This window comes from Paracoccus sp. MKU1, from assembly GCF_001447385.1.
In the GTDB taxonomy this organism is placed as follows: Bacteria; Pseudomonadota; Alphaproteobacteria; order Rhodobacterales; family Rhodobacteraceae; genus Paracoccus.
In genome coordinates, this window is the sequence record NZ_LLWQ01000209.1 from 80,448 (window position 1) to 86,907 (window position 6,460).

Genomic DNA, 6,460 nt, shown 5'->3' on the forward strand with positions numbered 1-6,460 from the left:
CTAGGTGTTCAGTCCCGGCATCTGGTGGATCGGATTGAGGATGAATCTGTCTGGCTCCGAAGTCCAGATCTTGCAGATGTATTCGTAGGGCGTGAGACCGCTAAGGGTCTTCAGGCGTCTTGCGAAATTGTATGCGGCCATGAAGTCGGCGAGGTGCGCCCGTAGTTGATCGTGGTCGTCGTAGTGGAAGCGCTTGACGGTCGCGTCCTTGATCGTGCGGTTCATGCGCTCGACCTGGCCGTTGGTCCATGGATGATTGATCCTGGTGAGCCTGTGTTCGATTCCGTTCTCGTCGCAGACCCGCCCGAAGATGTGGTGGAAGGCGGATTTGTGGTGAACGTGATTGGTGAACTGGATGCCCCTCGCCATTGTCTCTCGGACCAGTGGCGTTCCAATGGCTCGATCGGTGGGCACCGTATGCAGTCGATAGGGAACGGCGGCGACCAGATCGCGCAGGAACTGGGCGGCGGCCATCTTGCCGGCCTTTTCGGCCAACCTGGTGAAGGCGAACTTGCTGGTCCGATCGATGGCCACGAACAGGTATAGTTTGCCTTCAGCGGTCTGCACCTCGGCGATGTCGATGTGGAGTGAGGGCATGAACGCCATTGGTCCGAGAGAATGCCCGAACGCCGATCGGATAGCGTTTGAACCGCTGTCGTTTCGGCTTGTCACCGTCGACATCGGGCAGGCGGGCGATGCCATGCCTCGCAGGCATCGGTGCAGCGCTGACCGCGTCAGGTGCGGCATCGACGGCAGCAGGGCATAGAGGCCAGCGAAGCGCCGTCCAGCGGCAGCAGCGTATGGCGCCGGAAGGCGACCACAATCGCCTCCTCGGTCTCGGTCAGCACCGTCGAGCGCAGCTCTTTCGGGCCAGTCTTCAGATCCTCGACCGTCGCGCGCTTCCGCCACTTCTACACAGTCTTGGGGTTGATGCCGAATTCCCGGCTCAACGCCGCGAGCGAAGCTTCCGATCATTCGGGCCAGCCCTCGGACCAATGGCGGTCAGGCCCTCATTATCGCTGCTCGGATGGCGTGCGTGGTCGTGGCGCTTCCGTGACGAACTTGTCCCATAGGGCTTCCTTCCATTCCATCGAAAGGATCGCACCGTTAAACTGTGGGATCAAACAACTAGAGAGCCGGGGCCGCCGGGCAGCGCAATTGACGAGAACAACGCTCCGTCCGGGTCCTTTCAGCGATAACCGATATTCATGACATAATCGTGCAGCAGATTTTCCTCCTCCTGAACCTCCTGTAGCAGTGTCTGAAGAACATCCCGGGCATTCAGCACCCCGAGCGGCTTGCCGTTCGCATCGAGGAGCGGAATGTTCTTGAAGCCGCGGGCCTTCATCATGTCCCAGACATCCTGCAACCAGCCATCCGAGGTCACGGTGGTGACGTCGCGCGTCATCGCCTCGGCCACAGGCGCGGTGCAGCTGGCGCCGGCACAGCGGCCTGTCTGGCGCACCACGTCGGTCTTGGTCAGCACGCCCGTCAGCCGGCCGGCGGCATCGCAGACCAACAGCATGTCGCAGCCCTCGTCAAGCCGTCTGGCCGCTTGCAGAAGCGCCGCGCCTACATCAATCACTTGCAGATGGCGGCGCGCGATGGGCAGAAGTTTCCGGATAAGCACGTGAACCCTTTCCTATGTCATCAGTGCGATGCGCAGCACCGCGCCGCCGCCGATCCGGTGCGAGCAAAACTGGCCAGTTGGATCGCTGCCACGGTGACGGACCGGGCGCTGATCCCGAACACTCTGGCCAGAACATCCGCGTCGATCCCGGCGCCGCCTTTCCTGCAATTCGATCCGAGGCATCGCCCCCTCTCTTTCCCGGCATCACTCGGCCGCCACTACGTCTCCGCCTGGACCCGCTCCGGGCCAGGCGCAATCCTCGAGCGTCGTGCGGTCCAGCTCGGCCATGAACGCCTCGCGCGCGGCGGAAAGCTGCGGCCGCAGGCGGCAGCGCGGCCTCAGGACGCATTCGCCGCCATCGGCGCGGAAACATTCCACGATGGCGAACTTGCGCTCCAGATGGCGCACGACCTGTCCCAGCGTGATCTCGTGCGCCGGGCGCATCAGCCGCAGCCCGCCGGACCGGCCGCGCTCGGACCGCACGAAACCGCCAAGCCCCAGGTCGCTGACCACCTTGGCCAGGTGATGCTGCGAGATGGCGAACTCCCTGGCGATCTGCCCGGTCGAGATCGGTTTTTCCGGCGCCCCCGCCAGCCGCATCAGCACCCGCAATCCGTAGTCGGTAAAGGTCGCAAGACGCATCGGCTCTCCTAATTGGTATTGACAATACCAATTATGTGGGAGGATATTCGGTATTGCAAGTACCGAATATAAGGGCTTCGCGCATCCTCCTGACCCGCGGCGCCCGACTCACCGTCAGCCCCCCGCTCATGGAGACAGCCATGCCCCAGACGACATTCCCATTGCACGACCGGACGGTCGGCGAGATCGCCGCGCGGCTTCCCGGCGCGTCCAGCGTGTTCCGCCGCTTCGGCATCGATTTCTGCTGCCACGGAGAGGTGCCGCTGGCAGAGGCGGCCAATCGGCGCCACCTGGACCTTGGTGCGCTCGAGGCGGTCCTGGGCGACCTCGACCCCCTGGCGATCCCCGATGCGCCACGGGAGACCGGGGCGCTGATCGACCATATCCAGACCCGCTATCACCAGGTGCATCGCCGGCAGATCCCCGAACTGATCGCGCTTTCGCGCAAGGTCGAGGCGGTCCATGCCGGCCACCCGGACGTGCCCAAGGGGCTAGCCGACCTGCTGCAGCAGATATGGGGCGAGCTGGAGGGGCACATGAAGAAGGAGGAGCTGATCCTTTTCCCGGCCATGCGCCGGCAGGCGGTGGACCGGATTGCCGTCCCCATCGCCGAGATGCGGCACGATCACGACGATCACGGCGCCTTCCTGGCAGAGATGGCGAGGCTGACGCAGAACGATACCGTGCCCGAGGGCGCCTGCCGGACCTGGCAGGCGCTTTACGCCGGGACCGCGCAGCTGCGGGCCGACCTGATGGAGCATATCCATCTGGAAAACAACGTGCTGTTCCCGCGCTTTGAAAAGGGCGCATGAGCCTGCTGCTGGAAGCCGGGCCGCTATTCATGCGATCCCGCGACGCTTGCCGCCGGCCTCGCATCCAACGCCCCGAAGCCCGCCCCATGTGATCCAATCGAGGAGGAGGTTCCATGTTTCGACCCAGTTGCATCCTTGCCGCCTCGCTGGCGCTGCTGCCGCCTGCCAGCCTTGCCCAGACCGGCCAGCCTGCCACGGGCGCAACGGCGGAAGACACGTGGCTGCCGAGCTTGCAGACCCGGACGCCGCAGCAGGGCTTCGACCTGGCGATCGTCATGGCGCGGCGGGCGGTCAGGACGACCCAGCCCGATGTCGCGGTGCTGAAGGCGGGACGGCCGGGCTATGCGGCCGATGCGGGCAGTCTGATCGATGTCTCGGGCGTGGCGGCGGCCTGGTTCGCGACCATCGCCGCGGCCAACGACTATTGGCGCGAATGAACCTGAACGGAGGACGATCATGGCCGACATCTCCATGCCCAAGGCCAGCGCCGCGCTTGGCGCGAAACGTCACGCGCTGGCGCCGGGCCCCGACGATGCCTTTCTGGCGCTGTCCAAAGCCGTCTTTGCCGACGGTGCGCTGGACAAGCGTACCAAGCAGCTGATCGCGGTCGCCGTGGCCCATGTCACGCAATGCCCCTGGTGCATCGAGGGCCATGTCAAGGGCGCCCGCCGCGAGGGCGCCAGTCCCGAGCAGATCATGGAGGCGATCTGGGTCGCCGCCGAGATGCGCGCCGGAGCCGCCTATGCCCATGCCAACACGACGCTTGCGGTGCTGGACCAGATCGACGAGGATTGATCGTGGCGCGGGGAGGGGACCAGCCGTGACACAACGCCCCGCATCCGCTCTCTGGGAACCATGGCGATGGTCCGAGGCAGCCCTGGTTGCCGCGGCCCGCTGTGGCATGACGGGCCGCATGATGTTGCAGACCGGCCCGGCCGAATTCGGCAGCGGCACGACGCTCCGACGTGGCCAGATCGTTGCCTCGCCGCTTTGCACGACGCTGGTTCATGGGCGCATCAAGCAATCGAACATCGATCACATCTTGCATAACACGGGCGATAGGTGCGCGTGCCCTGATCCTCGGAGGCGTCACTCTGATCCAGATGCGGAAGCAGAGGACTCTGCGGCCCAGGAGCTTCTGCCCAGAACGAGAGGGGAAACCCGCGTGCCGCGCGGCAGAGTCAATAGAACAGATGCTCAGCGCCCGCGCCCGCCGCGATGCCTGAGCGCCTCGACGATGACGCGGAAGGCGGGGAGGTTCTGGCGGCGGCTGGGATAGTAGAGGAAATAGCCGTCGAACATGGGCGACCAGTCGTCCAGCACCTGCACCAGCCTGCCGTCCGCGATCTGGGCCGCGACGATATCCTCGGGGACATAGGCGATGCCGTAACCGTTCACCGCCGCGTCGATCATGGCGTAGGAATTGTTGAAGGTCAGCTGCCCGTCCACCCGGACGCGCAACTCCTGGCCGTCCTTCTCGAACTCCCAGGCATAGAGGCCGCCGGCGCTCTCGTGGCGCATGTTGATGCAGATGCTGTGGCGAGCCTGCTGATCACCACCGCTGCTGGGAGGTTGAACCGCAAAGGGGTGCTTGTGGTCATGACGGGCTTCATGCTGCTGTCGCGGGTATTGGTCGCCGCGGCGCCGAGTTTCACCGTGCTGATGATTGGCCGCGCCGTCTTGGGCATCTGCATCGGCGGTTTCTGGGCGTTGGCGACCGCCGTGATCATGCGGCTGGTGCCGGCCGAAGACGTGCCGCGCGCGCTGGCGCAGATGTATGGCGGCCAAGCCATCGCCGCCGCCTTCGCCGCGCCGATCGGCAGCTATCTCGGTGGCATCTTCGGCTGGCGCGCGGTGTTCTGGGCGCTGATCCCGATCGTCGCGGTCAACCTGGTCTGGCATATGATCGCGCTGCCGTCCTTGCTCGCAAGCCAGAGGCAGGATGTCCGGGCGATGTTCGACCTGCTGAAGCGGCCGTATTTTCAGCGTGGACTGGTTGCGGTGATGCTGTCCTGGGGCTCGGCCTTCACCATGTTCACCTATCTGCGCCCGTTTCTGGAGCAGGTGACGAGGGTCGATGTGACCACGCTTTCGGTCCTGCTTCTGCTGCTGGGCTGCGCCGGGTTCGCCGGCACCTGGGCGGGGGGGGGGGCGTTTCATCAGGGGTAATCTCGCGCCGCTCCTGAAACTGCCGGCACTGGTGATGGGCGGGGCGACGGTCGGGCTGCTGGCCCTGGGTCATTCGGTCGTCGCCACAGGTTTCTTCATGGCGATCTGGCACGCGATGAACACCCCGCTCTCGGTGATCTTGATGAGCTGGATGTCGCAAAACGCCGATGACGCCCACGAGGCCGCCAGCAGCCTGATGGTCGCCGCCATTCAGGGATCGATCCTGCTCGGGGCGAGCTTCGGCGGGCTGCTGCTGGACGGCATCTCGATCCGGGCGACCTTCCTCGGCAGCGTGCTGCTGGCCGCCGCCCTCATGCTGATCGGCAACGGTCGGCGGATGCTGAAACCCGCATGACCGCGCCCGGTCCCCCAACCGCGAAAGGACAACATGCCATGAACGAACCCCACCGATCTGGCCTCGCCGCCGGAAGCCGGGACTTGCCCGACGCCGGCCGCCGCAACCTGCTCAAGCTGACAGGTGCGGGCGTTGTCGCCTTCGGTGCCGGATTGCTTTTCAATATCCCCAACGCAAAGGCTCAGAACATGTCGGACGAATGGGATAAGACCTTCCCGCGCAGCGAGAAGGTGGACCATGAGAAGGTCAGTTTCACCAACCGCTACGGCATCACCCTGTCGGGCGATCTCTATCTGCCGAAGGACCGCACCGACGCCATGCCCGCGCTGGCCGTGGGCGGCCCGTTCGGCGCGGTAAAGGAACAATCCTCGGGCCTCTATGCCCAGACCATGGCCGAGCGCGGCTTCGTCACGCTGGCTTTCGATCCCTCTTATACTGGCGAAAGCGGTGGCGAGCCCCGCAACATCGCCTCGCCCGACATCAACACCGAGGATGTCATGGCGGCTGTGGACCTCCTCGGCCTGCACGGCTCGGTGGACCGCGAGCGGATCGGCCTCATCGGCATCTGCGGCTGGGGCGGCATGGCGCTGAGCGCCGTGGCGGTCGACAAGCGCGTCAAGGCGATCGCCGTCAGCACCATGTATGACATGACCCGCGTCATGTCGAACGGCTACGACGACAGCATGACCCCCGAACAACGCGCGCTGGCACTGGAACAGATCAGCCGGCAGCGCAGGGAAGATGCCGCGAACGGTGCCCCGGCCTGGCAGCCGCCCTATAACGAGCTGAAAGGCGGCGAGGCGCAGTTCCTGGTCGATTACCACGACTATTACATGACCCCGCGCCGCACTG

The 6,460-nt window shown here is 65.1% G+C and carries 9 protein-coding genes and 1 pseudogene; 6 read left to right on the forward strand and 4 right to left on the reverse strand.

What is annotated here, in order from left to right; translation table 11 throughout:
* The 3 genes and pseudogenes from AQY21_RS21835 to AQY21_RS21845 form a co-directional block, all read right to left on the reverse strand.
* Positions 1–1,071: pseudogene (locus tag AQY21_RS21835) on the reverse strand (IS481 family transposase).
* A 118-nt stretch (positions 1,072–1,189) separates the two neighbouring features.
* Entirely contained in the window at positions 1,190–1,630 is a 441-nt protein-coding gene (locus AQY21_RS21840; protein ID WP_058099696.1) for a cyclic nucleotide-binding/CBS domain-containing protein, read from the reverse strand.
* A 204-nt stretch (positions 1,631–1,834) separates the two neighbouring features.
* Entirely contained in the window at positions 1,835–2,272 is a 438-nt protein-coding gene (locus tag AQY21_RS21845; protein ID WP_058099697.1) for an Rrf2 family transcriptional regulator, read from the reverse strand.
* A 140-nt stretch (positions 2,273–2,412) separates the two neighbouring features.
* Here AQY21_RS21845 and ytfE point away from each other — a divergent pair, with 140 nt between their 5' ends.
* From ytfE to AQY21_RS21860, 3 genes are all read left to right on the forward strand, one after another.
* A complete protein-coding gene (ytfE, locus tag AQY21_RS21850; protein ID WP_152988318.1) occupies positions 2,413–3,084 on the forward strand; it encodes an iron-sulfur cluster repair protein YtfE in 672 nt (223 codons plus the stop codon).
* 113 nt (positions 3,085–3,197) lie between these two features.
* Positions 3,198–3,521 carry a hexameric tyrosine-coordinated heme protein gene (locus AQY21_RS21855; RefSeq protein WP_082658227.1) on the forward strand — a complete coding sequence of 108 codons (324 nt, stop codon included), beginning with the start codon at positions 3,198–3,200 and terminating at the stop codon, positions 3,519–3,521.
* Positions 3,522–3,540: 19 nt separating this feature from the next.
* Positions 3,541–3,879: a carboxymuconolactone decarboxylase family protein gene (locus tag AQY21_RS21860; protein WP_058099699.1), complete on the forward strand. Its 339-nt coding sequence runs from the start codon at positions 3,541–3,543 to the stop codon at positions 3,877–3,879.
* Between the two features lie 402 nt (positions 3,880–4,281).
* On the opposite strand, the gene AQY21_RS21865 is transcribed toward AQY21_RS21860, so the two are convergent.
* A complete protein-coding gene (locus tag AQY21_RS21865; protein WP_238986868.1) occupies positions 4,282–4,605 on the reverse strand; it encodes a LysR substrate-binding domain-containing protein in 324 nt (107 codons plus the stop codon).
* 15 nt (positions 4,606–4,620) lie between these two features.
* Between AQY21_RS21865 and AQY21_RS29920 the strand changes: the two genes are divergently transcribed.
* The 3 genes from AQY21_RS29920 to AQY21_RS21875 all read left to right on the forward strand — a co-directional run.
* On the forward strand, positions 4,621–5,253 hold the full coding sequence (locus AQY21_RS29920; protein WP_238986869.1) for an MFS transporter: 633 nt from the start codon (positions 4,621–4,623) through the stop codon (positions 5,251–5,253).
* A gap of 34 nt (positions 5,254–5,287) precedes the next feature.
* Positions 5,288–5,608, forward strand: a complete 321-nt coding sequence (locus AQY21_RS29925) for a hypothetical protein (protein ID WP_238986870.1) — start codon at positions 5,288–5,290, stop codon at positions 5,606–5,608.
* 38 nt (positions 5,609–5,646) lie between these two features.
* On the forward strand, positions 5,647–6,460 hold an 814-nt coding region (locus AQY21_RS21875), incomplete at its 3' end, for an alpha/beta hydrolase (RefSeq protein WP_058099709.1).

Bases quoted from the DNA above. Each gene is read 5' to 3' on its own strand.
- AQY21_RS21855 (WP_082658227.1), top strand. From the start codon at position 3,198: ATGTTTCGACCCAGTTGCATCCTTGCCGCCTCGCTGGCGCTGCTGCCG.
- AQY21_RS21845 (WP_058099697.1), bottom strand. From the start codon at position 2,272: ATGCGTCTTGCGACCTTTACCGACTACGGATTGCGGGTGCTGATGCGG.
- AQY21_RS21860 (WP_058099699.1), top strand. From the start codon at position 3,541: ATGGCCGACATCTCCATGCCCAAGGCCAGCGCCGCGCTTGGCGCGAAA.
- AQY21_RS21865 (WP_238986868.1), bottom strand. From the start codon at position 4,605: ATGCGCCACGAGAGCGCCGGCGGCCTCTATGCCTGGGAGTTCGAGAAG.
- AQY21_RS29925 (WP_238986870.1), top strand. From the start codon at position 5,288: ATGGGCGGGGCGACGGTCGGGCTGCTGGCCCTGGGTCATTCGGTCGTC.
- ytfE (WP_152988318.1), top strand. From the start codon at position 2,413: ATGCCCCAGACGACATTCCCATTGCACGACCGGACGGTCGGCGAGATC.